Here is a 25,657-nt window from a genome sequence, read left to right as displayed (position 1 = left end):
AAATGAGCTGAGCCTGAGCCTTAGGTAGAGCGCGAAGCCAACAAGCCCCGGCTGGCGAGATTACGCATCAAGTGACTGATACCGGTGGACCACGGTGGCGCCTGGTCGGACGTGGTCAGTTTATTTTCCAGCGTGCCCAGCGCGGGCGAGGACACGCGCACCACGTCGCCGACTTTGTGAGTAAAGCCGCGGCCGGCGACATCGCGATCGTCGGTGGGGGCAAACATGGTGCCGAGGAACAGGGCGAAACCGTCCGGGTACTGGTGCTGGCTCAATGTTTGTTCGACCAGCTCGAGCGGATCGCGGCTGATGAGCGACATGGAGCTGCTGCCTTCGAGCTTGTAGCCGTCCTCGCCATGCACGGTCAGGGACACAACCGCCTTGCGAACATCGTCGATGCCGAAGGTGGAGTCGAACATGCGAATGAACGGGCCGATGGCGCAGGATGCGTTGTTGTCCTTCGCCTTACCGAGCAGCAGCGCGCTACGGCCTTCGATATCGCGGAGATTCACGTCGTTGCCCAGCGTCGCACCGAGCGTGCGGCCGTTGGAGTCGCAGGCGAGCACGATTTCCGGCTCGGGATTGTTCCACTGCGATTCCTTGCGGACGCCGATCCAGTCGCCCCAGCCCACCGAGGACAGCACCGGCGATTTAGTGAAGACCTCCGCGTCCGGTCCGATCGCCACTTCCAGATACTGCGACCACAGACCATCGGCGATCAGCGCTTCCTTCAAGCGCACCGCAGTGGGCGAGCCCGGTTTCACCGAACGAATGTCGGCGCCGACGCGTTCACCCAGTGCATCGCGAATCGACTGAGCCTTCGCATAATCGCCGCGGGCGCGCTCTTCGATCACGCGCTCTACTGCCGAGACGGCGAAAGTCACGCCGCACGCTTTGACACATTGCAAGTCGACCGGCGCGAGCAAGCGCGTGGCTTGGCCGGGTTTGTCGTACGCAGGCGCCAGCGGCAACTGCTCCAGCGGCCCGAGATCCTCGCCTGCCGGAACCCGAGCGCTCCACTGGTTGAGCAGATCGGCGACGGTGGGCGCGACGCGAGAAACATCACGAACGCGCCCGTGGCTGATGACGACGGGCGTCGGGCCAGCGGCCGTGGCGATCCGGCCGACGAGCGTGGCGTCACGCCAGTCGGCCGGGAGATGGTCAAGTAGGCTCATAAAATTCAGATCGATCTAAAGAGCGTTGGCGGGACTCGCCTTGGTCGAAGCCGCGGCGTCGGCGGGCTCGTTCGCGGGCTTCCACAAGTGCTGAATCGCCTCCAGGCTCTGGCCCTTGGTTTCGGGCACGAAGCGCCACACGAACAGCGCCGCCAGGATGCTCATCACACCGTACACCCAGTACGAGAAACCGTGATTGAACATGGCGTTCAAGGTCGAGTTGCCGTCCAGCACCTTGAACGACCAGGACACGAACAGGTTTGCGATCCACTGCATGGCCACGGCCAGCGCCATGGCTTTGCCTTTGATGGCGTTCGGGAAGATTTCCGCGAGCAGCACCCACACCACCGGGCCCCACGACAACGCGAAGCCGGCAATATAAGCCACCACTGCGATCAGCGCGGCGGTGCCGACGTTGCCGCTATTGAACAGGAAGCCCAGCGACAGCATGGAAACCGCCATCACCACGCCGCCCAGGATCAGCAGCGGCTTGCGCCCCCAGCGGTCCACGGTCACCAGCGCGATCAGAGTGAAAACGATGTTGGCGACGCCGACGATGATGGTCTGCAGCAGCGCGCTGTCGGTGGAGGCGCCCATGTTTTGAAACATCAGCGGCGCGTAGTACAGCACCGCGTTGATGCCGATGAACTGCTGGAACACCGACAGCATGATGCCGACGAACACCACCAGCGCGCCGAAAGCAAACAATTTGCCGGTGCGCTCGCGCAGCGACTCGTCGATCTCCTTCAACACGATGCGCGCTTCGTTGTCGTTCGACAGGCGCGACAGCACCGCCTTCGCCTCGTCCATGCGACCCTTCATCACCAGCCAGCGCGGCGTTTCCGGGACCAGCATCAGCAGCGCGAAGAACAGTACAGCGGGAATGGCGGCCGACAACAGCATGTAACGCCAACCGGTGGAGAGCACCCACTGATCGTCGCCTTGCGAGGCGATGAACCAATTCACGAAGTACACCAGCGTCATGCCGCCCACGATGGCGACCTGCTGATAGGTCACCAGCTGGCCGCGCTGCCGCGGCGGCGCGATTTCGGCGATATATAGCGGCGACAACATCGACGCCACGCCGATGCCGACGCCGCCGAGGATGCGATACAAAATGAACGCGGTCAGCGCTTCCGGACCCTCGCCGCCGATCCACAAAAAGCCGAACTCAGGATAGGCCGAACCGGCGGAGGAAAGAATAAAGAGGATTGCGGACACCAGCAGGCCGCCGCGACGGCCGATCTTCTGGGACATCGGGCCGGCCAGCGCCGCGCCGATCACGCAGCCGAGCAGGGCGCAGGAGATGGCCCAGCCGGACAGACTGTCCGCACTGGTTTCCGATAGTCCCCGGGGAGCGATGAAGTTGTGGTCGATGGCGCCCACCGCGCCGGAAATGACGGCCGTGTCATAGCCGAACAGCAGGCCGCCCAGCGCGGCGACGAACGCCAGCCCGCGCACCAGCGAACCTTCGGCAGGCGACGGCTGCCCGGCGTTGGGGATCCCCTGTGACATAAATATGCGCCCCCTGAGATGACGCTTTGCGAAGTGGAATTGCGCCAGAGGCTCTCTTTGGACCTCGTGCTGATGGGCGAGCGTAGTGATAGCGCTATCAAAATTCAAGCGCGCTCTGTCCAGGGAGTTTGGCTGTCAGCTGAATGAAATGCGCTCCGAGCTGCGGAATCAGCCCGGGGGCGCGGCGACCGAGTCGCGTTTGACCAGCAGGTGGGCCACCACGTGATCCACCACCACGCGCGCCTCGCCATCCTTGCGACGGCGAATGCTTCGCAAAAGCAGATCGATCGACGAGGCCGCCATGGCCGCAATGGGTTGCCGAACGGTCGTCAACTCGGGCCAGACGGTGGTGGCGGTGGGCGTATCGTCGAAACCAACGACGGATATGTCGCGCGGTACATCCAGGCCGCGACGATGGGCCACCGACACGGCAGCCGCGGCCATATCGTCGTTGCTGGCGAAAATGGCTGTAGGCGGCTTCTTGCGCGCAAGCAACTTTTCGGCCGCTTCCAGGCCCGATCGATAAGTGAAAAAGCCCTGCTGCACCAAGGTCGGGTCGACCGGGATGCCGGCCGCCGCCATGGCGGCTTGATAGCCTTCGTAACGCAGGCCGCTCGCCGTCTGGTTGGGATGACCCTTGATGAAAGCGATCCGCGAATGACCGAACGAAAGCAAATGCTCGGTCATCTCTTGCGCCGCGCGAAAATCATCGATGCGCACGCCGGAGATATCGGGTTGAAAGCGTCCCGAGGCGATCGCCACCACCGGAATGCCCGCCGCCACCAGTTCGGAACAAACAGCCTTCGATTCACATAACGGAGGCGGGAGGATCACGCCGGCGACGCTCTGCGCGATCTTTCGAGCCGCGGCCCGCTCGGTCGCGCGCGTCATGTGATCCCAGGTGTCCAGCACCAGTTGCGTTGCTGCTTTGCTTGCACCGTCGAGTGCGCCGACCAACAGCTCGCTCAAATACGCGGAGCTCGGGTTTGTATAGATCAGAGCGATGCGCGTGCCGGAGGCGGCGGCGAGCGAACGAGCTGCGGCGTTCGGTGTGTAGTTGAGCTCCCGCACCGTGCGCATGACCAACTCGCGAGTCGCGGCTCGGACATTTGCATTGCCGTTGACCACTCGGGACACGGTCATCGGCGACACGCCGGCGCGCTGCGCGACCTCGTGGATGGTGACGGCGGCGCCCTTGCGTCGGGTGGGGCTCGAGGAGTTTCTGGCTTTGCGAGGTGCGGTTTGCATGAATGTTGTGGTTGCCGGCCACGCGTTTGAATAGATACCCCGCATTATTGCCTCGGACCCGCTAGGGTGGAAGCGCGCCAACCGGCCGTGATACCGTTACCACAAATCCGGTTTGTCGATGATAGGGGGAAATGATGGCGTCGAGACGTCGTACGGTGGGTCGTGGCTGCGCGCCATTGTTTGGTTGGATGTCGGCCATTTGGGCGCTTTGCGCGGCGTTGCTCGTGCAGCCAGCGTCGGCCGAGGACGGCTATGACCTATGGCTGCGTTATCAGCCGCTACCCCCTGCTCAACGCGGGATTTATGCGCCATCGGCCGCGCAACTCGTAATGCCGGCGACGTCACCGACCCTGGTGGCGGCCAAAGAAGAATTGCTGCGTGGATTGAATGGCTTGCTGTCGCAGGCGCCAGCCACGTCTGAGCGCGTGTCGAAGGCCGGTGCGCTGCTCGTGGGTACGCCGCAGTCGAATCCTCAGGTCGCGCAACTCGACCTCGGACTGAAGGGGCTCACGCCGCAGGGTTACGTGCTGCGTCAACGTCGCGTCGATGGACATCCCACTCTGGTGATCGCCGCCAACGACGATGTCGGCGTGCTGTACGGCGTGTTTCATTTTCTGAGACTGTTGCAGACACAACAGCCGGTGGACAAAGTGGATGTGAGCGAGTCGTCCCGAATCCAGCTGCGCATGCTGAATCACTGGGACAATCTCGATCGCACGGTCGAGCGCGGCTACTCCGGCGCTTCGCTGTGGGACTGGCACAAGCTTCCCGACTACGTCGATCCGCGCTACACCGACTACGCGCGGGCCAATGCGTCGCTTGGCATCAATGCGACGGTGCTGACCAACGTCAATGCGAATGCCATGGCGTTGACGCCAACGTATCTGCACAAGGCGGAAGCGCTGGCCAAGGTGTTTCGGCCTTACGGCATTCGCGTGTATCTGACGGCACGCTTCAGCGCGCCGGTGGAAATCGGCGGCTTGAAGACTGCCGATCCGCTCGATCCGCAAGTGCAGAAATGGTGGCAGGCCAAGGCGGCCGAGATCTACAAGATCATTCCCGACTTCGGCGGTTTGCTGGTCAAAGCGAATTCGGAAGGCCAGCCGGGACCGCAGGACTACGGCCGCACGCACGCCGACGGCGCGAACATGATGGCTGATGCGGTGAAGCCGTTCGGCGGCACGGTGATCTGGCGCGCGTTTGTTTATTCGAACGAGCAGCCCGACGATCGCGCCAAGCAAGCTTATGACGAGTTCGTGCCGCTGGACGGCAAGTTTCGCGACAACGTGCTGGTCCAGGTGAAGAACGGCGCCATTGACTTCCAGCCGCGCGAGCCTTTCCATCCGTTGTTCGGTGCGATGCCCAAAACGCCGCTGGCCATGGAATTCCAGATCACCAAGGAGTATCTGGGTTTCGCCACGCACCTGGTCTATCTCGGCACGTTCTGGGAAGAAGTGCTGCGCGAAGACACTTATCGGCCTCGCAAAGGCTCCACGGTTGCGAAGATCGTCGATGGCACGGTTCACAACTATGCGCGCACGGCCATTGCGGGCGTCGCCAACGTCGGCGTGGATCGCAACTGGAGCGGCTCGCAATTCGATCAGGCGAACTGGTACGCGTTCGGGCGGCTGGCCTGGAATCCCATGCTGTCTTCAAAAGACATCGCGGAAGAATGGTTGCGCATGACCTTCTCCAACGATCCCAAGTTCGTCGAGCCGGCGCTGGGGATGATGATGAAGTCGCACGAAGCGGTGGTCGACTACATGACGCCGCTCGGGTTGCATCACTTGATGGGCCGCGGACATCACTATGGCCCGGGGCCATGGGTCGAAGGCGGTCCTCGCGCCGATTGGACGTCTGTCTATTTCCATCGTGCCGACGCCAACGGCATCGGCTTCGATCGCACCAGGAAGGGCAGCGATGCCGTCTCTCAATACGCTCCGCAGGTCGCCGCGGTGTTCAACGACGTCAAGCGCATCCCCGAGAAGTTCCTGCTGTGGTTCCATCACTTGCCCTGGGACTATCGCACCAAGTCGGGCCGCATCCTGTGGGATGAGCTGGTGTATCGGTACACGCGAGGCGTCGATACTGTGCGCGAGATGGGCAAGACCTGGCAGAGCCTCGCTCCGCTGGTCGATTCGCAGCGTCATGCCGAAGTCGCAGCGTTCCTGAAGATCCAGGAGCAGGAAGCCAAATGGTGGCGGGATGCAAGCATCGCTTACTTCCAGACGTTCTCGAAACGGCCGCTGCCGTCCGGCTTCGCGCCGCCCGAGCACTCGCTGGACTATTACAAGTCTCTCGAGTTCCCGTACGCCCCTGGACATCACTAAGGGATGATCGCCATGACGGTCTGCGCTCGCAGCCTTCGTCACGGATTGTTGGTGGCCGGCGCGTTGCTGGCCAACGCCGTGAGTGCGGCGCCACTGCTGCACGACTTGTTTCAGGATCACGTGGTTCTGCAGCGAGATAAGCCCATCAGCGTTTGGGGGCGCGCGGCGCCCGGCGAAGCGTTGACCGTGAGCTTGGGCGAGGCCAGCGTCAAAGCTCAGGCGGACTCGTCCGGGCGATGGCGCTCGAGTCTGCCGGGCATGAGCACGGGCGGCCCGCATCGGTTGTCAGTCCTCGCCGCTTCGGGTGACAAGCAGGTGGTGGAGGATGTGATGATCGGCGACGTGTGGCTGTGCTCGGGCCAGTCCAACATGGTCCTGCAGGTGCATCGCGCGCTGGATTCCAGATCGGAAATCCTGAACTCCACCAACGATTCCATTCGTATGCTGACCGTCCCGACGGCCAGCAACGCAGCTGCGCAAACAGAATTTGCTGGCAAAGTGCAGTGGCTCAAGGCGTCGCCGAAGACCGTGCCGGATTTTTCCGCCGCTTGTTTGTACATGGCTCGCGAGCTGCAGAAGAAGGATAAGGTCCCGATGGGGCTGATTGCAGCCGCCTGGGGCGGCTCGAAGATCGAGTCGTGGATGTCTGCCGATGCTCTGCGCGCCATCGGCGGGTACGAGCGTGGCTTGGAGGCGCTAGCAGCTTCCGCCAAGGATCCAACGACGGGCGCCGCTAAATGGGGCGCCATCTGGGAAGCATGGTGGCGCGAGCAAACCAAAGATCGCGCAGGCTTCGAGCCATGGAGCGCGAAGCCCCGCGGCGATTGGAAAATCGCGCCCATGGAGCGCGGGTATTGGGAAGAGTGGGGCGTGCCTGAGCTTGCGGAATACAACGGCATGCTCTGGTATCGAACCAATGTGACCTTGACCAAAGCGCAAGCGGCACAGAAAGCGACGCTCGCCGTCGGGCGAGTCGACGAGTCCGATCATGTTTGGGTGAACGGACGTTTGATCGGCGCCGCCGGCCCGGGCAGCGAAAGATCCTATGAATTGCCGGAGAACACGCTGCGCGCCGGCGACAACTCCATTGTTATAACCGTGCTCGACACCTATGCGACCGGCGGATTGCCAGGTCCGATCGAGAGCCGCGCGCTCAAGTTTGCGGACGGAACCAGCGTCGTGCTTGACAAGGAATGGCGCTACCTGATGCCGCCCGAGAACGCGGCCTTCCCGCCGCGCGCGCCCTGGGAAGCGGTCGCCGGCTTGGGCGTCATCAACAACGGCATGATCGCTCCGCTATCGAATCTCTCTTTGCGCGGTGTCGCCTGGTACCAAGGCGAATCCAATGTCGACGAAGCCCATCGGTATCAGGCGTTGCTGACGCGCTTCATGGCCGACTGGCGCAAGCAGTTCGGCGCGGACCTGCCGTTCTTCGTGGTGCAGCTAGCGAACTTCGGGGCCGCCCCGACGCAGCCTGTGGAAAGCGACTGGGCCGAGTTGCGCGAAGCGCAGCGGCTCGCAGTGAAAGCAGATGCGAACGCGGGTCTCGCTGTCGCCATCGATCTTGGCGAGCGCAACGACATTCATCCTGCTAACAAACAAGATGTCGCGCGCCGACTGGCACGCGCTGTGCGTCACGTGATCTACAAGGATGCCGCTCCTCCGTCCGGGCCGGTGCCCGTCAGTGCGCGTCGCGAGGGCGACTCGGTGGCCGTCGAGTTCACCGATATCACCGGCAAGCTCGTCGCCTACAGCGCGGCACAACCCATTGGCTTCGAAATCTGCGGCGCTGCTGCGAACACTTGCGAGTTCGCGGCAGCGACCATCCAAGGCCGGCGAGTGTTGTTGAAGAGTCCGAACGCGAGCTCGGCCACACGCGTGCGCTTTTGCTGGGCCGAAAGTCCGGTGTGCACTCTGTACGACCAGGCGCCACTGCCGGCCGGCCCGTTCCAGATCGACGTGAATTGAAGCAAGCAACTGTAATGACCGTCTGCAAGGACGGACGATGGGGGACCGATGATCAAGCGCCACATGAACTCAGGAACGAAGCTGGCGCCGGCTATCGCCATGCTGTTGTCGGTATCGATGGCCTCGGCGGAACAGCCGGCCTATAAGGACTTGAACAAGCCGTTCGAAGAGCGTGCGGCCGATCTGGTCTCGCGCATGACTTTGGAAGAGAAGATCGCGCAGCTCGGCAACGACGCGCCGGCGATTCCGCGGCTCGGCGTGCCGGCGTATGAATGGTGGAACGAAGCGCTGCATGGTGTTGCGCGCGCGGGGGCGGCGACGGTGTTTCCTCAGGCCATCGGCCTGGCCGCCACGTTCGATGAGAAATTGATGTTGGAGATCGCGACGGTCATTAGCGACGAAGCGCGCGCCAAGCATCATGAGTTCGCGCGTCGCGGCCTGCGCGGCCGCTATCAGGGCCTGACGTTCTGGTCGCCCAACATCAACATCTTCCGTGACCCACGCTGGGGCCGCGGTCAAGAAACATACGGAGAAGATCCCTGGCTGACGGCGCGCATGGGTGTCGCATTCGTCAAGGGTTTGCAAGGCGACGATCCGAAGTATCGCAAGGTCGATGCCACGGCCAAGCATTTCGCCGTGCACAGCGGCCCGGAAGCCGATCGTCATCACTTCGACGTGCATCCCAGCGAGCGCGATCTGTACGAGACGTATCTGCCTGCCTTCCAGGCCCTGGTGCAGGAAGGCGGCGTGGCATCGGTCATGGGCGCGTACAACCGTGTTTACGGCGAATCTGCGTCCGCCAGCCCACGATTGCTCCAACAGATACTGCGTAAAGATTGGGGCTTCGAAGGCTATGTGGTGTCGGACTGCGACTCGATCGAGGACATCTACAAACATCACAAGATCGTGAAGACGGCGCCGGAAGCCGCAGCGCTCGGCGTCCGCTACGGCTGCGATCTGGATTGTGGCAAGACCTACGATTACCTGCTGCCGGCGGTGAAGCAGAAGCTGATCACCGAAGCCGAAATCGACACAGCGTTGCGTCGTTTGATGCTGACGCGCTTCCAGCTGGGCATGTTCGATCCGCCGGAGCAGGTGCGTTGGGCGCAGATCCCTTACTCGGTGAACCAGGCGCCGAAGCACGATCAACTGGCTCGGCGCGCGGCGCAGAAATCCATCGTGCTGCTGAAGAACGACGGCATGCTGCCGTTGTCTCGCGATATCAAAACGCTGGCTGTGATCGGTCCGACGGCGGACGAAGTCATGTCGCTGCTCGGCAATTACTACGGCACGCCGGCCGCGCCCGTGACGATTCTGCAAGGCATCCGCGAAGCGGTGGGGCCGAAGACAAAGGTTCTCTACTCGCGTGGTGCGGATCTGGTGCAGGGGCGCGAAGAGCCACGCGCAGTGCCGCTGATCGATTCCAACTTCATGCGACCTGAAGCGGGCTCGAAGCAGCAAGGCTTGAAAGGCGAGTACTTCCGAGGACGCGAGTTCGCCGGCGCGCCTGTCATGACCAGAGTCGATTCGCGCATCGCATTCCGGTGGGATCGCGGCGCTCCGACCGACGATCTCGCGGCACGAGGCGAGCTGTCGAGTGCTCAGGCGCTCGCAGGCGACGACTTCAGCGTGCGCTGGACCGGTGAACTGCTGCCGCCTACCTCGGGCAAGTACGAGCTCGTGGTCGGCGCGAACGACGGCGTGCGTTTGTATCTCGACGACAAATTGATCGTGGACGGTTGGGAGCAGAACGAGCGCGTGCGCAGTCACAGCGTCAGCGTGGATCTCGAGGCCGGACGCGCTTACAAGATCAAGCTCGAATATTTCGAAGACATCCGCGACGCCGAAGTGCGGCTGGGCTGGCGACGACCCGGCGCGAAGCCGCCGTTCGAAGAAGCGCTCGACGCAGCGCGCGCAGCGGACGCCGTCGTGTTCGTCGGCGGCCTCACCGGCGACGTAGAAGGCGAAGAGATGAAAGTGAACTATCCGGGCTTCGCGGGTGGCGATCGCACCGACCTGCGCTTGCCTGAAAGCCAGCGGAAGTTGCTGGAAGCTTTGCACGCGACCGGCAAGCCGGTCGCGCTCGTGCTCACTGGCGGCTCGGCGCTGGCCGTCGATTGGGCGCAACAGCGTCTGCCGGCCATCCTGATGGCGTGGTATCCGGGCCAGCGTGGCGGCAACGCCGTCGCCGACGTGTTGTTTGGCGAGGCCAATCCTTCAGGCCGCTTGCCTGTGACGTTCTACAAGGAGAACGAGAAGCTGCCGGCGTTCGACGATTACTCGATGGAAGGTCGTACGTATCGGTACTTCACCGGGCAGCCGTTGTATCCGTTCGGTCACGGCCTGTCGTACACGCGCTTCGAATATTCGAACCTGAAGCTGGACAGCGCGAGCGTCGCAGCGGACGGCTCGTTACAAGCGTCGCTCACCGTGAAGAATGTCGGCTCGCGTCCGGGCGAAGAGGTCGTGCAGCTCTATGTCGCGCCGATCGAATCCAAGCGGCCGCGCGCCAACAAAGATCTGCGAGGCGTGAAACGTGTGGCGCTGAAGCCGGGCGAGGTGGGCAATGTGAGCTTCACGCTGCAGCCAACGAACGATTTGCGCCACTACGACGCGGATGCCGATCGTTACGCCGTGGACCCCGGCAAGTATGAAGTTCAGATTGGCGCGTCGAGCGCGGACATTCGCGCTCGACAAACGTTCGAAGTGAAGCGCTGAGATCACGCAGGGCACGCCGTCGCCGGCGTGCCCTGTCGCACTTTAGAGCTGCGCGGGCTCGAGCTTCGGCACCAGGAAGTGGATGACGCCGAGCGCCAGCAGATAAGCGGTGGCGGCCATCATGAATACCGGCACATAACTGCCGGTGGCTTCCAGCAGGAAGCCGGTGAACGTGGCGATCATCATGCCACCCACGGCGCCGCCAAACCCGCCGATGCCCACCACTGACGCTACCGTGCGGCGTGGAAACATATCCGAAGGCAACGTGAAGATATTGGCCGACCAGCCCTGATGGCCAGCAGTCGCCAGGCCGATCAACGCAACGGCGGCCCACACGTTCTGCACCTGAGACACGAACACGACCGGCACGACGCACAGGCCGCAGATCAACATCGCGGTCTTGCGTGCACGATTCACGCTCCAGCCCATCTTGATGAAGCGGCCGGCCACCCAGCCGCCGGCGATACTGCCGACGTCGGCGAGCACATAGATCGCGACCAGCGGGGCGCCGAGGCCGAGCAGGGTCAGGCCATATTCGCTGTGCAAATACTTGGGCAGCCAGAACAGGAAGAACCACCAGATCGGATCGGTCATGAACTTGCCGATCACGAACGCCCAGGTCTGCCGATACTTGAGCAGGCGCGCCCAGGGCACGCGCTCGGTAGCCTCCGGTGGATCGCTGCGAATCAACGCCAGCTCGGAGGCCTTCAGCTTCGGATGCTGTTCCGGCGGCCGATAGCTGATCAGCCAGGTGGTCAACCACGCGGCGCTCAGCACGCCAGTGAATAGAAACGCCGCCTGCCAGCCGAAGGTCACCGCGATGATGGGCACCGTCAACGGCGCGACGATCGCGCCAATGTTGGATCCCGAGTTGAAGATGCCCGTCGCGAACGCGCGCTCACGTCTTGGAAACCACTCGGCGACTGTCTTGATCGCGGCGGGAAAGTTGCCGGCTTCGCCCAGGCCGAGCGCAAACCGGGCCAGCGCAAAACCTGCGACGCTTCCAACCAGTGCGTGACTCATCGCGGCCAGGCTCCACACCGCGATCGCGAGTGCGTAACCGAGTCGCGTGCCAAGTCGATCGATGACCGCGCCGGCCGTAACCAGGCCGATGGCGTACGCGGCCTGGAAGCAGGTGATGATGTAGCCGTACTGCACCTCGCTCCATTCGAAGATCTTTTGCAGCTCCGGAGCGAGTACGCCCAGCACCTGACGATCGATGTAGTTGATGGTGGTGGCGGCGAGCAACAGTGCGCAGATGCGCCAGCGATAGCGGCCGACGGGTTCGGCGGGAGAAGTGATTGCAGCAGCTTCAGTGGATTGCATGACCATCGCCGATTATTCCGTGATGGTCAGTGTAGCGGATTTGAGATCCACCGAATTGGGGCCGGTCATGATGCTGAATTCGCCGGGCTCGATCATGTACTTCATCTCCTCGTTCCAGTAAGCGAACGCCTCCCTGGCGAGTGTGAATTCGACCGTGGTCGCCGCGCCGTGGGGCAGGGTGACGCGGCGGAATGCCTTGAGTTCTTTGACGGGTCGGGTAATCGAGCTCGCCACATCGCGCACGTACAACTGCACCACCTCGTCGCCCTGCAGCCGGCCGGTATTGCGAACATCCACCGAGACTTTCACCGTGTCCCCGACGCGGATGCGGGCGCTGGAGAGCTTGGGCTCGCCGAGCTCGAAGGTGGTGTACGACAGGCCGAAGCCGAACGGGAACAGCGGCTCCTTGGATCCGAAATGATAGCCACGATGCGCGCTCGGCTTCTGGTTGTAGAAGAACGGCAGTTGACCGATGTCGCGTGCGATCGTGACAGGCAGCTTGCCGCCCGGATTGACGTCGCCGAACAGAATGTCGGCCAGCGCCGTGCCGCCTTCCTGTCCCAGATACCAGGCTTCGATCACGCCGTCGGCCTTCTCGACGACGCTTGGAATGGACAGCGGCTGGCCGTTGATCAGCACCACGATCACAGGCTTGCCCAGAGCAAACATCGCCTCCGCGAGCTCGTTCTGCTCGCCGGTCAGGCCCAGCGTGAGGCTGTCGCCCAGATGATTCTTCGCCCAGGCTTCACGATGCAACGCGCTGCTGCCGCCGATGGCAAGCACGATGGCGTCGGCGCCTTGCGCGACTTTCACTGCCTCTTCGATGCGTTCGAGATTGTCTTCACGCTTGGTGCGAATGACTTCGTCCTCGTACCAATCGCCTTTCTCCGTGAGACGCACGCCTTCGGCAGAGACGATGTTGACTCGCTGACCCAGTTTGGCCTTGATGCCATCGAGCAGTGTGACGACCCGCCTCGGAACATTCGAATAACCGCCCAGCTCGACGCGAGCGGCGTTCGGACCGATGACGGCGAGAGTTTTGAGACCATCGGCGCGCAGCGGCAGGACGCCGTCGTTCTTCAGGAGCACCACTGACTTGCGTGCAGCTTCGAGCGCCAGGGCGCGCGCTTCGGCATTGTCAGTGATCTTTTGCGCGTATTTCACATCGGCATACGGCGCTTCGAAGAGCCCGGCGAGAAACTTCAGACGCAGCATGTCGGCCACGGCTTTGTCGATGTCCGCCTGCTGTATGCGGCCTTCCGCCAAGGCCTTTGGCAGCAACACGTAGCTTTCGCCGTTGGGCAGATCGGAAGCCACGCCGGCCTTCAGCGCACGAACCGCGGCGGCGATGGGGTCGGTGGTCGTGTGATGCACGTCGATCAGCTCTTTGATCGCGAAGTAATCGCTGACGACAGCCCCCTTGAAGCCCATCTCACCGCGCAGGATGTCCTGCAACAGCCAGCGATTGACGTGAGAAGGAACGCCGTCGATTTCGTTATACGAAGCCATCACCGCCTGAGCATTGGCGGCGACGGCGGCCTGGAACGGCGGAAAGAACACTTCACGCAGCACACGCTCGGAAATATTCGCCGGGCCGACGTTGGTGCCGCTCTCGGGCTGACCGTGACCCGTCATGTGTTTGAGCGTGGCGAAGACTCGATCCTTGCCGAGCGGCAGCGTCTTGCCCTGAAAGCCCTGCACGGCCGCCACGCCGAGTGTGCTGACAAGATAAGGGTCCTCGCCATATGTTTCTTCGATCCGCCCCCACCGCGGGTCGCGCGCCACGTCCACTACTGGGGCGAGTACCAGGTGCGAGCCGCGTGCGCGAATCTCGCGAGCCACGACGGTGAAGACGCGTTCGAGAAGGGCAGGATCCCAGCTGCTGGCCAACGCGATCGACTGCGGAAAGTGCGTCGCGCCGCGGGCTTGATAGCCGTGCAGGCCTTCTTCATGAAACAGCACCGGAATGCCAAGCCGCGTGTTGCGGATCGTGTGACGCTGGATGGCGTTGATCAGCTCAACCGTCTCACGCTCATCCAGAAATGGCGTCTTGAACGGGCTGCCCACCCCCTGACGGTCGCTGGGCCGGGTGAAGTGGCCGATCCCGGCGGGATACAAACGAGTGGCGGCTTCGGGATTGAACTTGCCTTGGGCGTCGAGCAGATCGTTCTTCTTGTTCCACACCGCGGTGATCTGCGCGATCTTCTCTTCCAGCGTCATGCGCCCCAGGAGGTCTTGCACGCGCTGCTCTAACGGCAGCGAAGGATCTTTGTAGGGTGCGCGGTCGGTTCGCGATTGCGCCGATGCGCCGGCGGCTACCAGCACCGTTGCGATCAAGACACCCAGGTTACGCCCCAACCGGCCAGCTCCCTGCTGGCAATGTGTGCTCGCCATGAATCCCCCTTGGCAAACGAGGCGAGCGCACCGCCGCGCCCACCGTTGATTATGGGTTGATAACGTTATCATTAACCCGGCGCGCCACTCGGGGTCAATTGCCGTTGCAAAATCGCCGCGGACGGGCCCCGCGTCGGTCCGTGGCGCGCCAGCATCAATCGGGATTAGTCGGACTTTTAGACTATTTTCGTCCGTTGCGGGATCGCATCAAACGATCCCCGAGTGGGTCGTGAACAGACCGCGACAGAGTTCTCGAATCCCTGGTTGCTTTTCTCGAATTGTGAGCGCTATCATCAATTCGCCTTGCAAGATCGGCCCGTGCCGAGCATGGGCGTGAAGAACTAAACAGATTCGCTTCGATTGATTTGTTTCAGGGGGAGAGAACGATGCGTACGCCTCGGCTCTTTGATGATCGATCGCCGCTGCCGTTGCGGAATCCCTCCCTGTGTCCTGGCTGCGCCTCACGGCGCATTGCTCATACCGATCGTTAATGGAGGGGATTGTGAACACTCGCAAACCGTACGCGGAGCGCACGGCCCGCAGCAAAGCTCTCAGCATTTGTGTCGCCGCCGTTCTGGGGCATGCGCAACTCGCGCAGGCTCAGGAAACCGCGCCGGCCAGCGGCGCCGAATTGGAAGAGGTGGTCGTTACCGGCTACCGCCAGAGCCTCGAGAACTCCACCGCCGCCAAGCGCGACGCCGTGGGCTTCGTCGACGCCATTTTCGCCGAAGACATCGGCAAGTTCCCGGATACCAACATCGCGGAATCGTTCAACCGCATTCCCGGCATCACCATCAATCGTGAAACGTCCGGCGAAGGCTTGAACATCGCGATCCGCGGCCTCGGCACGAACTTCACCAAAGTGCTGTTGAACGGCGCGCCGGTGTCCGTCGCGTCCACCGGCCGCACCGACGCACAGAGCACCAATCGCGAAGTCGACCTGGACCTGTTCCCCACCGAATTGTTTTCGCAACTGACGGTCAGCAAGACGCCGAGCGCGGCCATGCTCGAAGGCGGCGCGGCCGGTACGGTGAACATGCGCAGCGCGCGCCCGTTCGATAACGAGGGCGGACACATCGCCTACTCGATTCAAGGCATCGACAACAGCAATGCGGACGACATGGGCGGCCGCGGCTCGTTCGTCGCCAGCAATACCTGGGGCAGCTTCGGCGCCCTGGTCGGCGTGGCCGGCGTGCACAACCCGGTGAAGACCACCGGCTTCGAGACCATCGGCTGGACCAATCCCAATCTGCGCACGCCGAGCACCAACCCGAACAACATCATCACCGAGCCCGACGCGCAATGCCGACCGGGCGCGGGCGATCGCTGTAACACCACCGGCGGCGGCAACTTCACCATCCCGGGAGTCGTCCCGGTCAATGCGGGCAACGGCCTGACGCCGGGCGACATCATCAATCGGGAGTTCCTGCTGGCCAACAACCCGGGCCTCACGCTCGAGCAGATCGACAACGCCATCATTCCGCGCCTGGGCCGGCCGGCGCAGATCGAAGGCGAGCGTGATCGTTACAACGCCGTCGCCAGCTTCGAATTTCGCCCCAGCGAGAACTTCCACGCCTACCTCGACACGATGTACGGCAAGAAGGAAAACGACCTGGAGCGCATCGACATGAACTGGGTCGGGCGCAACGGCGCGGCCATCCCGCTGAACCTGCAGGTCGATCGATCGGATTGCTCGCAGGGTTGCGTGGTCACCAGCGGCACCTTCGCCAATGCGCAGGCCTTCCTGGAATATCGTCCGTTCCTCGAAGAAGTGGACTTCTACGGCGCCAATCCGGGCTTCACCTGGCAGATGACCGACCGGCTGTCGCTCGACTGGCAGGCCAACTACACCAAGAGCGAGTTCCATCGCGAGTCGCCCACGTTCCTGGCGATCACCGCGCCCAACTCCGGGATGACGGTGACGTACACCAATGACGGCGGCATTCCCAACATTCAGAGCAGCCTCGACCTGAACAACCCCGCCAACTTCGGTTGGGTGGGCGGCGGTCGCGTCAACATCCAGGACGAGCGTCGCGAGACCGAGACCAAGGGCACGCGCGCCAGCCTCACCTTCGGCGACAGCGTGTTCAGCGTCAGCGTCGGCGGTGCGTACGACGACGTCTCCAGAGAGATTCGCGCGTTCGACAACAGTCAGGCTTGGCAGAACGCGGTGTGCGGTAACCAGCCGAACGTGTATCTCGAGTCGCCGAACACGCAGCCGGCCTGCGAAGGTCTCAATCTCCCCGGGGGCTCTCCGGGCGCCGGTTATCCCACCTATCCTGGCTTCGGCACCGGCTTTACCGCCGGGCTCCCGCCGTTCTCTTACCTGGGCTCGTTGGTCCCGAATGGCGCCGTGCAGAACTATCTGCGACCGGGTCCGGGTTTCGTCACGCTCGACTGGGATCGTTTCGCGCGCGACACGAATTACGACCAGTTCCACGACAACGCACCGGATGCGGCCGGCGCGAACACGGGCGCCGCTGGCGGCCAGATTCGCGAGAAGTCGACTGGCTTCTACACCGAGATCAACGGCGACACGGACATCGGCGACAAGCGCTTGCGCTACAACGCGGGCGTGCGCTACGTGCGTACCGAGCAGAGTGTGGTCGGACGGTTGTCCATCCGCGATCCGCGTAACACGGTGAATGGCGCATCGCTGCCTGACGGCGCCTTGTATCCAAACGTCGTGAGCTATCGCGAAGAGAATCGCACGTACGAGAACTGGCTGCCTTCGGCCAACGTGGCCCTGAACGTTGCCGACAATGCGATCGTGCGCGTGGCGGCGTCTCGCTCCATGACTCGCGCCAATCCGAACGATCTGCTGCCGGGTCTGAGCTTCACCAACCCATCGGCGGATACCGGCAACATCGGCAACCGCGACCTCGATCCGTTCCTGTCGAACAACATCGACCTGGGCTTCGAGTACTACACGGGTAACGAAGGCTACTTCGGCGTGACCGCCTTCCGTAAAGGCATCGAGGGCTTCACGGTCCTGCAGGGCACGACGGTGCCGTTCTCGGCCCTGGCGGAGTTTGGCGTGACCTTCGACACGCTGACCCCGACGCAGCAGCAGGCGATCAATTCGCGCGGTGGCCCGGATGTGGCCACGGTGGTGCTGAATCAGCAGGTCAACGCCAACGGTCGACTCACGGTCAACGGCCTGGAGTTCAACTGGGTGCAGCCGCTGGACTTCCTGCTGGCCGACATCGGCCTGGACGGCTTCGGCTTCACGGCGAACTACACCATCGTCGACCAGAAGGGCGAAGGTCAGGTGCCCGCGGTAGCGGTCGGCGTTGCTCCGGAGACGTACAACGCCACTGTGTACTACGAAAAGAACGGCATCAGCGCGCGCCTGTCGACGACCTTTGCGCAGGGCTCGCAGGCCTCGGGTCTGAACCAGAACGGCATCGCCGCGGCGGCGTTGTTCAACGACGACTACGAGCAGTGGGACTTCTCGTCCAGCTTCGATTTCTCGACCATGTTCGGCTGGTCGGACTTCATTCCGCAGCTGACCGTCGACGTGATCAATCTGTTCGACGAAGAGCAGCGTCAGTATTTCCAATTCTCCAACGCCACGTTCACCCAGTATGAAGCCGGGCGCACCGTGATCGTCGGCCTGCGCGGGAGGTTCTGACGCCGATCGAAACAACGTCGGCGGGGTAGCCCTCGTTTACCCCCGGTGGTGACCCGCCGACGACCTGGACGGCAGGAGGCGCGGCTCGCGGTGTCAATCGCGAATCGCATTCGCCTCCTGCCTTTTTTATTGCCTGTTTATTGCCTCGGCCGGGTGATTGGCTCGCCGGGCCGTGCAACCGAAGCCACGGCCCGACACGAAATATCAGGGAATCGCGTAGACCCCGGTCGTCGCAATTTGCGAACTGCAGCCCTGTGCAAGCGCCAAGGTTTTACATAGTCTTGCCCGCCGTGAGATTCCGCAGCCACGCCCGCTTCATGAAGACAGTTCATCGTCTCCCAGTTCTATTGTTGCTCGGCTCCCTCGCCATGCTCGCCGTGGCGATGGTTGCGCCTGCGCACGCGAGCGCGAAGCACAGCGAGCATTTCGTCCGTCCCGCCGAGCTCGAGCCCGACATCGCGTTCTGGCGTCGCGTGTATACAGAAGTCACCACCGAAGGCGGTCTGCTGCACGATCCGGAGGATCTGAGCGTCGTTTATGAAGTGCTCAGGTTTCCCTCGGATATTTCGCCCAAGACGCGCTCCAAGCAGATCGAAGACGCCAAGAAGAAGTACTCGCGGATCCTGGAGCGGCTCGCCAGCGGCGCCGAGGATCTGAGCGCCGAAGAGCAGCGCGTGCATCATCTGTGGCCCAAGGGCACGCGTCGTGCGCGTTTCGAGCAGGCGTCCGAATCGGTGCGCTTTCAGCTCGGTCAGGCCGATCGTTTCCGGGAAGGCCTGGTGCGCTCGGGCGCCTGGCACGATCACATCGCCGATACATTCCAGAAAATGGGGCTGCCGCGCGAGCTGGCCGCCTTGCCGCACGTCGAATCGTCGTTCAACACGTATGCCTATTCCAAAGTCGGCGCGGCGGGTATGTGGCAGTTCATGCGCAGCACCGGTCGTCGTTTCCTGCGCATCGATGCAGCGGTCGACGAACGTCTCGATCCGTATCGCTCCACTCAAGCGGCGGCGCGCTTTCTCGAGCAGAACTACATCATTCTGGGCAGCTGGCCGCTGGCGCTGACTGCTTATAACCATGGCCCTGGTGGCATGAAGCGCGCGCAGGAACAGCTCGGCACCAGCGACATCACTACCATCGTGCGCAAGTACAACAGCCGCACGTTCGGCTTTGCGTCGCGTAACTTCTATCTCGCGTTCCTGGCGGCGCTGGAGATCGACTCCGATCCGCAGAAGTTCTTCCCTGGCATTCGCCGCAACCCGCCGGACAACAGCCGCATCCTGTTGTTGCCCAATTCGCTGCCGGCCAGCCGCCTGGTCGCGGCGCTCGACATGGATAGGGAAGAGCTGCGTCGTCTGAATCCCGCGTTGCTGAATTCGGTCTGGAAGGGCGCGCGCCATGTGCCGCGTGGCTACGAAGTACGCGTGCCTTCGCATATCGATCTGACCAGCGTGATGGCAAAGCTCAGCACGGGGGCACCCGAGCCGGCTGAAGTGGCGCTCGCTGGCGGCCAGCATCGTGTGTCGCGCGGCGAGACGCTTTCTCAGATCGCAAGCGAGTATGGTGTGAGCATGTCGGTGCTGGCCGATCTCAACGATCTGGACCGTCCGTATCGTTTGAGCGTCGGACAGGTGTTGGCAATTCCCGAGAAGGGCGGCCGTCCCGCCGCCGTTGTCGCACAGACGCCTAAGGAAACGCCGCCGCCCGCGCCTGCCGCGAAGACGACGCCGCCTACCGGCGTGGTCGGGGCCGAGCGCTACGTGGTTCGTCGCGGCGACACCTTGGGCAAGATCGCCAAGAAGTACGGGCTGACCGAAGACCAGCTCATGGAACTGAACAACATCCGCAATCGCCAGTTCATCTACGAAGGTCAGGTGCTGGCTCTGGCCGCCTCGGCGCGCGCCAAGCCGCCGGTGGAAGCCGAAGTGCCGGTCGCGACCGTCGCGGCGGTCAGCGAGCCGCCGTCTGAAACTGAAGCAGTGGAGCCCGAGTCCGAGCGTGAAGCTGAAGAGATCGGCCCGGCGCTGGTGCCCGGCACGCAGGCCGCCGCTTCGGCGGACCCGAGCGATTACAGCGTTCAGGACAAGAACACCATCATCGTGCAAGCGGCCGAAACGCTCGGCCACTATGCTGAATGGCTCGATGTGCGCGCCAGCCAGCTGCGGCAGCTGAACCGCATTTCGTACGGCACGCCGGTGGTCATCGGCCGCAAGGTGAAGCTGGATTTCTCCAAGGTCACGCCGGACCAGTTCGAAGCGCGGCGTGTCGAGTATCACCGCGCCCTGCAGGAAGCGTTCTTCACGCAGTTCCGCATCGAGGGCACCAGCGAGCATGTGATCAAGCGAGGCGAATCGGTGTGGGTGCTGGCTCAACAGCGCTACAACATCCCCATCTGGCTGCTGCGCCAATACAACCCGGATCTGGATCTGGGTTCGCTGCAGCCGGGCGCACGGTTGGTGATCCCGCTGGTGACAGCGACCGGAGCGTCGTCGGAGCCGTCCGCTTGAGCTGCAATGCTGCCCGCTGGATCGCGATGGCCCTGCTCGCCCTGAGCGCGAGCGGCTGCATGAGCGTGCAGCTCTATGAAGGTCCCAAACGCGATCGAGACGAAATCGCACGCATCACCGGCGACCCGGTGATCACGGCCGGCTCGCCCATCACGGTGGTGCTGCGGCAGGTGGATGGCCAGGACATCGGCGTGACTCAGACCTCGGTCGACGTGCTGGAAGGCACGCACACCCTGCTGGTCGACTGCCGGATCGCCGAAACCAAGCGCGTCTCGCGCCACTCCCTGGAAGTGGAGGTGTTCGGCGGCCGGACCTACCGGCTCAGGGCCGATGCCGGCCCGGCGCTGCGTGAATGCGCCGGGATCACGCTGGAGAACGTCGACTGAACGCCAGGAACGAAGCACGGCCTTGGTGATCCAAATCACGGATTTCCCCGGCGGTGTCGCCAAGATGCACGTCGAGGATGTCCTACAGGCTCAAGCGTGCCCTCGATGAACGATGGGGCGAGCCGACATAAGATCCAGCCACGCTATACTGTGTCAGCGTTGACCGTCGCCACCCTTATGCCGCGAAACATTGCCGTTCTAGTCACCGCTTCGTTGGTTTTTTTCACCGCCGCCTCGGTGCGCGCGGAATCGCCACTTCAATCCTCGGCCCTGGTCTCCACCAGCGTCGAGGCGGCCTTGCCATTGGCGGACAAGGTCGTAGTCAAGAAAGGGGAGCGCAAGCTGTACCTCATGAACAACGGCGCGCCATTGCGTACCTTCAAGATCGCGCTCGGCCTGCGCCCGGAGGGGCACAAGCAGTTCGAGGGCGACTTCCGCACCCCCGAGGGCAGCTATCGCCTGACGCGCCGGAACCCGAACAGCGAATATTTCCTGTCCATCCAGGTCGACTACCCGAATGCGCAGGACGTGAAGCGCGCCCGCTCCCAGGGGCTGCGTCCGGGCGGCGCGATCATGATTCATGGCCAGCCGAACACGCCGAAGAAGTCCCGCGACTACTACGCGAATGTCGACTGGACCGAGGGCTGCATCGCCGTGTCCAATTCGGACATGGTGGAAATCTGGTTGATGACGCCGCCCGACACGCCCATAGAGATCTTGCCGTGAAAGAGAGTGCAAAGTGACGGCGCCGTCCACCGACGGACGCGCCTCGGCCTCGGTGACCCAGGCCGAACCCGAAGGAGTGGTCGACGCCAGAGTCTCGCCACTGGGCAGTCTGGAAAACCTATCCCAGCGCGAAGTGCAGCAGCTGCTCAGCTCGGGGCAGGGCGGCGGTTACGATCTGTTTCGCCGCTGCGCGCTGGCGGTGCTCAGCTCGGGTCTGGAATCCGACGACGTGCGCGCCATCTTCGATCGTTACAAGGACTTCGAGATCCGCCTGGGCCGGCAGGCCTGGGGCGTGAAGCTCGAAGTGAAGAACGCGCCCGCCAGCGCCTTCGTCGACGGCTCGATGATCCGCGGCATCAAGGAACATCTGTTCGCGGTGTTGCGGGACATCGTCTACATCCACGATGCGATTCTCGGCAGCCAGCGTTTCGATCTCACCGATCCCACCAGCATCACCAACGCGGTGTATCACATCCTGCGCAACGCGCGGATCCTCGACTACAAGGGTCGCCCCGACCTGGTGGTTTGCTGGGGCGGTCATTCCATCGGCACGGTCGAGTACGACTACACCAAGCGGGTGGGCTACGAGCTCGGCCTGCGCGCGCTGAATGTGTGCACCGGCTGCGGCCCGGGCGCGATGAAGGGCCCGATGAAGGGCGCGACCATCGGCCATTCCAAGCAGCGCATCCGTGACGGTCGTTATATCGGCATGACCGAGCCGGGCATCATCGCCGCCGAGCCGCCCAATCCGATCGTGAATCAACTGGTGATCATGCCGGACATCGAGAAGCGTCTCGAAGCGTTCGTTCGCTGCGCGCACGCCATCGTGGTGTTCCCGGGTGGCGCCGGCACGGCCGAGGAAATCCTCTATCTGCTCGGCATCCTGCTCGATCCCGCCAATGCCGAACAGCCGTTGCCGGTGATCTTCACCGGTCCGCCATCGGCTGCCGAGTATTTCGGGCAGATCGATCGTTTTATCGGTGCGACGCTCGGCGATGCCGCGCGCTCTCGTTACAAGATCGTGATCGGCGATCCGCCGCAAGCGGCGCGCGAAGTGTTCAAAGGCATCGAGGCGGTGCGCGAATACCGCCGCACCAAGAGCGATGCCTACAACTTCAACTGGCTGCTGAAAATCCCCGAGGATTTCCAGCGGCCCTTCGAACCGACCCACGAGGCCATGGCTCGCCTCGAGCTGCGTCGGGATCTTCCCTCGCACCTGATGGCTGCCAACCTGCGCCGCGCGTTCTCCGGCATCGTCGCCGGCAACGTCAAGGAAAACGGCATTCAAGCCATCGAAGCGCGCGGGCCCTTCGAACTGCACGGCGACAAGGAAGTGATGACGCTGCTCGATGAGCTGCTGTCAGCCTTCGTGCGGCAGAAACGCATGAAGCTGGCCGGCGAATATCGGCCTTGTTACCGGCTGGTCGCATGAGCAAGGTCGCGCTTACCTACCGATTCACCCTGCCCGATTCCCAGGAACGAGTCTTTCAGCTCGAAATGGATCGCGACACGGCGGAGCTGTCGCCGCCGCAGACGACCGAGCCGCCGGCGTGGACCGCGCTGGCGTTCAATCAGTGCAGCGGCTGTCCGTTCAACGCGGCCGAAAAGCCGCACTGTCCCGCCGCCTTGCAGCTCGCCGACGTCATCGACGGGTTCACCGACATCGTCTCGTACGACAAGGTGCGCGTCACCGTGGAGAGCGAAGAACGCCAGGTGGTCGCGACCCTGGCCGCTCAACAGGCGCTCGCCTCGCTGATGGGATTGATCATGGCGTCGAGCGGCTGTCCGCGCACCGCTGTGTTCAGGCCCATGGCTCGATTTCATTTGCCGTTCTCCAGCGAATCGGAGACGGCGTATCGCGTCGCTTCGATGTATCTGCTGGCTCAGCACTACGCGGCTCGCGAAGGCGGCTCGGCGGATTTCGTGCTCGAAGATCTCGAGCGCGTTTATCGCGGCGTGCACGCGGTGAATCGCGGCATGGCGCAGCGGTTGCGAGCGGCGAGCCGACAGGATGCGATCGTGAACGCCGTGGTGCTGCTCGATGTTTACAGCAGCCTGGTGCCAGCGGCCATCCACGATATCCTCGACGAGATCAAACCGGCGTTCGCTGCGTTGCTCGCAGCGAAATGAAACATTTGTTAGTGTCGAAAAAATTGTCAGATGCGCAGTTGAGTGCGCGCGTGCTCCACTGAGTTTTGCGCGCGAGTTGCGCAAGCACGCTCAATAATGAATAACGAGCGGTTAAATCCAGCCCGATTTGTGATGTGACACGAGTGTCAGTAGCGTCTCCCTTGCGATGGGTGTCGCAGTCCGGAGACGTCGATCGGCCGCTGTGATGTAGTTCCTCTTTCGCGTGGTGCGTGCTCCGTAACTTCGCTCTCAACAGGAGATCGCACATGACCACCACCGAACCCAAGATCGACGAGATGACCGCCACCGGCCGTCACCGCGCCTGGACCGGAGAGACCGCGGGCGCGATCGTGCGTGCCGGTACTCCGCCTCGGGATCCGCGCGCTGCCGCCAATCCGAACTGGTTGGAGCGCACGCAGCCGAGCAACTCGCGTCACGCCGCCATCACGCGCTCATTGCACACCTGGTCCAACTACAAGAGCTGGACGGACAAGGTGCGTAGCACTTGGGATAAGGATAAGGGCGGCAAGTAAGACTGTTACCCGAACACTCGGCGAAGCAGCGCAGGCAGTAACGACCCGGAGCGCTCCAGCTTCTTGGAGCTGCCCCCGGCGCGAGAACTGAGCGCACTCGCAGGGCTCGCGACGGCATTCATCACCGCCTCCGGATTCAGTCGTGGAATGTCGGCTGGCTTCGGAGGCGCGAACACGGACGGTTTGGCAGCGGCGGGCGCCGGCGGAATGATCGAATCGAGCGTTGTCGTCGCAACCTTGGGCGCGGAGGTGAGCGCCGATGTGATCGCTGGCGTGCCGGGTTCGATGTGCAGCGTCTTGCGCTGAGCGAGCCAGCCCACCAGCGGCAACCATTGCTCCAGATCCTCGCGCACCGAATTCGGCTTCATCTCGAACACGCCGTGACCGATTTCCGCCGCGCGGATGTAGACCTGCGAGTCGCGCAAGGTCGCGATCACTGGAATCTGCAGGTTCTCCAGAAACTTCATCAGCGACTTGTAGATCAGGGTCTGCTTCTTGACCCGGTTGGCGATCACCGCGATGCGCTGTTCTTCGCGCCGGATCTTGGCGATCAACAGCAGATTGGAGATGCACTTGGCCGCGGCGTGAATGTCGATGTCCGAGGGCAGCACCGGCACCAGCACGGCGGTGGCGTTGCGGGTCAGGTCAGGCAGTTTTTCCGGCTCGACGGCGGCCGGCGTGTCCACCACCAGACGCTGTGTATCCAGAGACAGACGAGTGGCGAAGCTGCGGGTGACTCCGGTATTACGTTCGAAACCGGCGATGCCGTGGATCAAGGGCTGCTCCTTGGTCCGCTTGCTGAGCCAATGCGTGCTCGAGCCCTGGGCGTCCATGTCCATGAGCGTCGGGCGCAAGCCTTCCACCGCGAAATAGCTGGCCAGGTTGGTCGCTATCGTGGTCTTGCCGGAGCCCCCCTTGGGATTCAAAACGACGATCTTCTGCATGCCCGACGCCGCTGCCGTTAACACTGCCCTGTCTGGTTCTGTCGTCATTCAGCCTACGCAGCCCCCTGCAGCGCCGCAAGCTCAAGACTGTGAAGATCATCACCGGTCGTGCTTGCCGGTGCT

Annotated in this window: 16 protein-coding genes; 10 read left to right on the top strand and 6 right to left on the bottom strand. The window is 62.9% G+C overall.

Translation table 11 applies throughout. The annotated features are described in order from the left end of the window. Positions 1-20 precede the first annotated feature (20 nt). From JM946_RS23080 to JM946_RS23070, 3 genes are all read right to left on the bottom strand, one after another. The gene (locus JM946_RS23080) at positions 21-1,175 is read right to left on the bottom strand and encodes a fumarylacetoacetate hydrolase family protein (protein WP_203169731.1); all 1,155 of its coding nucleotides are present in this window, start codon (positions 1,173-1,175) and stop codon (positions 21-23) included. 15 nt (positions 1,176-1,190) lie between these two features. Continuing rightward, complete coding sequence (gene xylE / locus JM946_RS23075; protein ID WP_203169730.1) at positions 1,191-2,690, bottom strand: D-xylose transporter XylE; 1,500 nt, start codon at positions 2,688-2,690, stop codon at positions 1,191-1,193. A gap of 168 nt (positions 2,691-2,858) precedes the next feature. Then, positions 2,859-3,938, bottom strand: coding sequence for a LacI family DNA-binding transcriptional regulator (locus JM946_RS23070; protein ID WP_203169729.1), 1,080 nt, complete (start codon positions 3,936-3,938; stop codon positions 2,859-2,861). A gap of 188 nt (positions 3,939-4,126) precedes the next feature. Here JM946_RS23070 and JM946_RS23065 point away from each other — a divergent pair, with 188 nt between their 5' ends. From JM946_RS23065 to JM946_RS23055, 3 genes are all read left to right on the top strand, one after another. Continuing rightward, the gene (locus JM946_RS23065; RefSeq protein ID WP_203169728.1) at positions 4,127-6,268 is read left to right on the top strand and encodes an alpha-glucuronidase family glycosyl hydrolase; all 2,142 of its coding nucleotides are present in this window, start codon (positions 4,127-4,129) and stop codon (positions 6,266-6,268) included. Positions 6,269-6,280: 12 nt separating this feature from the next. Continuing rightward, on the top strand, positions 6,281-8,236 hold the full coding sequence (locus JM946_RS23060; protein ID WP_203169727.1) for a sialate O-acetylesterase: 1,956 nt from the start codon (positions 6,281-6,283) through the stop codon (positions 8,234-8,236). 63 nt (positions 8,237-8,299) lie between these two features. Then, a complete protein-coding gene (locus tag JM946_RS23055) occupies positions 8,300-10,954 on the top strand; it encodes a beta-glucosidase (protein ID WP_203169726.1) in 2,655 nt (884 codons plus the stop codon). Positions 10,955-10,996: 42 nt separating this feature from the next. Here the strand turns inward: JM946_RS23055 and JM946_RS23050 are convergent, their stop codons facing one another. Then, on the bottom strand, positions 10,997-12,280 hold the full coding sequence (locus tag JM946_RS23050) for an MFS transporter (protein ID WP_203169725.1): 1,284 nt from the start codon (positions 12,278-12,280) through the stop codon (positions 10,997-10,999). A 12-nt stretch (positions 12,281-12,292) separates the two neighbouring features. Beyond that, on the bottom strand, positions 12,293-14,674 hold the full coding sequence (locus JM946_RS23045; RefSeq protein WP_203169724.1) for a glycoside hydrolase family 3 N-terminal domain-containing protein: 2,382 nt from the start codon (positions 14,672-14,674) through the stop codon (positions 12,293-12,295). A gap of 502 nt (positions 14,675-15,176) precedes the next feature. Here JM946_RS23045 and JM946_RS23040 point away from each other — a divergent pair. The 7 genes from JM946_RS23040 to JM946_RS23010 all read left to right on the top strand — a co-directional run bounded on the left by JM946_RS23040 (position 15,177) and on the right by JM946_RS23010 (position 24,590). After that, the gene (locus tag JM946_RS23040) at positions 15,177-18,308 is read left to right on the top strand and encodes a TonB-dependent receptor (RefSeq protein ID WP_203169723.1); all 3,132 of its coding nucleotides are present in this window, start codon (positions 15,177-15,179) and stop codon (positions 18,306-18,308) included. Positions 18,309-18,625: 317 nt separating this feature from the next. Continuing rightward, entirely contained in the window at positions 18,626-20,815 is a 2,190-nt protein-coding gene (locus JM946_RS23035; protein WP_203169722.1) for a LysM peptidoglycan-binding domain-containing protein, read from the top strand. Beyond that, positions 20,812-21,201 carry a hypothetical protein gene (locus JM946_RS23030; protein WP_203169721.1) on the top strand — a complete coding sequence of 130 codons (390 nt, stop codon included), beginning with the start codon at positions 20,812-20,814 and terminating at the stop codon, positions 21,199-21,201. The genes JM946_RS23035 and JM946_RS23030 overlap by 4 nt, the downstream gene beginning before the upstream one ends. A 159-nt stretch (positions 21,202-21,360) precedes the next feature. Next, positions 21,361-21,927, top strand: a complete 567-nt coding sequence (locus JM946_RS23025; protein ID WP_203169720.1) for a L,D-transpeptidase family protein — start codon at positions 21,361-21,363, stop codon at positions 21,925-21,927. A gap of 52 nt (positions 21,928-21,979) precedes the next feature. Continuing rightward, positions 21,980-23,359 carry a nucleotide 5'-monophosphate nucleosidase PpnN gene (gene ppnN, locus JM946_RS23020; protein ID WP_407700591.1) on the top strand — a complete coding sequence of 460 codons (1,380 nt, stop codon included), beginning with the start codon at positions 21,980-21,982 and terminating at the stop codon, positions 23,357-23,359. Further along, entirely contained in the window at positions 23,356-24,057 is a 702-nt protein-coding gene (locus tag JM946_RS23015) for a DUF6901 family protein (RefSeq protein ID WP_203169719.1), read from the top strand. Before ppnN ends, JM946_RS23015 begins: the two co-directional genes overlap by 4 nt. A 266-nt stretch (positions 24,058-24,323) precedes the next feature. Further along, positions 24,324-24,590 (top strand): hypothetical protein, encoded by a 267-nt coding sequence (locus JM946_RS23010; RefSeq protein ID WP_203169718.1) that lies wholly within the window; start codon positions 24,324-24,326, stop codon positions 24,588-24,590. 5 nt (positions 24,591-24,595) lie between these two features. Here JM946_RS23010 and JM946_RS23005 read toward each other — a convergent pair whose 3' ends face one another. Continuing rightward, the gene (locus JM946_RS23005) at positions 24,596-25,534 is read right to left on the bottom strand and encodes a nucleotide-binding protein (RefSeq protein WP_203169717.1); all 939 of its coding nucleotides are present in this window, start codon (positions 25,532-25,534) and stop codon (positions 24,596-24,598) included. Positions 25,535-25,657 lie beyond the last annotated feature (123 nt).

Origin of the sequence: Steroidobacter gossypii, assembly GCF_016801985.1 — a bacterium.
Taxonomy (GTDB): domain Bacteria; phylum Pseudomonadota; class Gammaproteobacteria; order Steroidobacterales; family Steroidobacteraceae; genus Steroidobacter; species Steroidobacter gossypii.
Note: the sequence above shows the minus strand (reverse complement) of the source record. Positions and strands in the feature narration are given on the sequence as shown.

Bases quoted from the DNA above. Each gene is read 5' to 3' on its own strand.
- JM946_RS23080 (WP_203169731.1), bottom strand. From the start codon at position 1,175: ATGAGCCTACTTGACCATCTCCCGGCCGACTGGCGTGACGCCACGCTC.
- xylE (WP_203169730.1), bottom strand. From the start codon at position 2,690: ATGTCACAGGGGATCCCCAACGCCGGGCAGCCGTCGCCTGCCGAAGGT.
- JM946_RS23070 (WP_203169729.1), bottom strand. From the start codon at position 3,938: ATGCAAACCGCACCTCGCAAAGCCAGAAACTCCTCGAGCCCCACCCGA.
- JM946_RS23065 (WP_203169728.1), top strand. From the start codon at position 4,127: ATGTCGGCCATTTGGGCGCTTTGCGCGGCGTTGCTCGTGCAGCCAGCG.
- JM946_RS23060 (WP_203169727.1), top strand. From the start codon at position 6,281: ATGACGGTCTGCGCTCGCAGCCTTCGTCACGGATTGTTGGTGGCCGGC.
- JM946_RS23055 (WP_203169726.1), top strand. From the start codon at position 8,300: ATGAACTCAGGAACGAAGCTGGCGCCGGCTATCGCCATGCTGTTGTCG.
- JM946_RS23050 (WP_203169725.1), bottom strand. From the start codon at position 12,280: ATGCAATCCACTGAAGCTGCTGCAATCACTTCTCCCGCCGAACCCGTC.
- JM946_RS23045 (WP_203169724.1), bottom strand. From the start codon at position 14,674: ATGGCGAGCACACATTGCCAGCAGGGAGCTGGCCGGTTGGGGCGTAAC.
- JM946_RS23035 (WP_203169722.1), top strand. From the start codon at position 18,626: ATGAAGACAGTTCATCGTCTCCCAGTTCTATTGTTGCTCGGCTCCCTC.
- JM946_RS23015 (WP_203169719.1), top strand. From the start codon at position 23,356: ATGAGCAAGGTCGCGCTTACCTACCGATTCACCCTGCCCGATTCCCAG.
- JM946_RS23010 (WP_203169718.1), top strand. From the start codon at position 24,324: ATGACCACCACCGAACCCAAGATCGACGAGATGACCGCCACCGGCCGT.
- JM946_RS23005 (WP_203169717.1), bottom strand. From the start codon at position 25,534: ATGCAGAAGATCGTCGTTTTGAATCCCAAGGGGGGCTCCGGCAAGACC.